Annotated in this window: 1 protein-coding gene and 1 pseudogene; one reads left to right on the top strand and one right to left on the bottom strand. The window is 73.2% G+C overall.

What is annotated here, in order from left to right:
* Positions 1-779: sensor histidine kinase (locus tag AB0J52_RS41825; RefSeq protein ID WP_500188847.1), on the bottom strand; the 779-nt coding region annotated here is incomplete at its 3' end.
* Between the two features lie 134 nt (positions 780-913).
* Between AB0J52_RS41825 and AB0J52_RS41820 the strand changes: the two are divergent.
* Positions 914-1109 (top strand): annotated as a pseudogene (locus AB0J52_RS41820) (SAM-dependent methyltransferase); the annotation flags it as partial.

Here is a 1109-nt window from a genome sequence, read left to right as displayed (position 1 = left end):
CCCGCCGCGGCCTCCTCGCGCAGCACGCCGAGCAGCCGCCGCATCTCCGCCAGCGCCGTCCGGCCGGTCGCGGAGATCGTCTCCAGCGCCTGCCGGGCGCGGCCGGGATCACTGTCGATCGCGTAGGACGCGCCGTCCGCCTGGACGATGATGACGCTGACGTTGTGCGCCACGACGTCGTGCATCTCGCGCGCGATCCGGGCGCGCTCGGCGTTGCGGGCCATCTGGATCTCGGTGTCCCGCTCGTGCTCCAGCCGCTTCGCGCGTTCCTCCAGGTTGCGCAGGTAGGCGCGGCGCGTCCGGATGTGCAGGCCGAGCACCCAGACGGCGAGGATGGCCAGGACGAACACGAACAGCGGCCCGCGCATGCCCGGCAGGTCGCCGTGCCACTGCTGGAGGGCCTCCAGGACCGCGCCGAGCACGGCGACGCCCAGCGCCGCGAGCCCCCAGCGGAACGCGCAGTACGCGGTGACCGTGTACAGGCCGACGAGCACGGTGCCGTTCGCCATGAGCACCTGCGTGCCGTGCAGCCACTGCGCGAAGCTGACCAGCGCGACCACCGCGAACGTCAGCCGTGGCCAGTGCCTGCGCCAGACCATGGGCACCAGGAGGACCGCGGAGAGCGCCACCAGGCCCGTCGCCGAGAGCTTGTAGAAGCCGGTCGTGTCGTGCAGCACGGACGGCGCCGAGAGCACCTGCAGCAACGCCAGCGGGGCGAGGAACGCGGCGTCCACCAACGCCCGCCTGCCACGCCACCACTCCCACAGCCTGCCGACCATGCCGCCAGCGTACGTATGGGCTGGTCAACCTCGGATCAACCCCAGGTCGGACACGTCGTCCACCCCAGGTAGCCCCCTCCTCGCCGTCGCCCGCGTGAGTCGCGGAGCGCGGTAACGTCGGCAGGGTGGTGGCGTTGACCTGGGCATCCTGGCGGCCCGCGATGGAGCTGGCGCTCTACGGGGAGGACGGCTTCTACCGGCGGGGCGAGCGGCCGGCCGAGCACTTCCGCACCTCGGTGAGCGCCTCGTCCCGGTTCACGGCGGCGCTGGCCCGGCTGCTCGGCGAGGTGGACGCGGCGCTCGGCCGTCCGGACCGGCTGGACGTCGTGG

Source organism: Spirillospora sp. NPDC049652 (genome assembly GCF_040675125.1).
In the GTDB taxonomy this organism is placed as follows: domain Bacteria; phylum Actinomycetota; class Actinomycetes; order Streptosporangiales; family Streptosporangiaceae; genus Spirillospora.
This window is presented reverse-complemented; position numbering and strand designations above follow the sequence as displayed.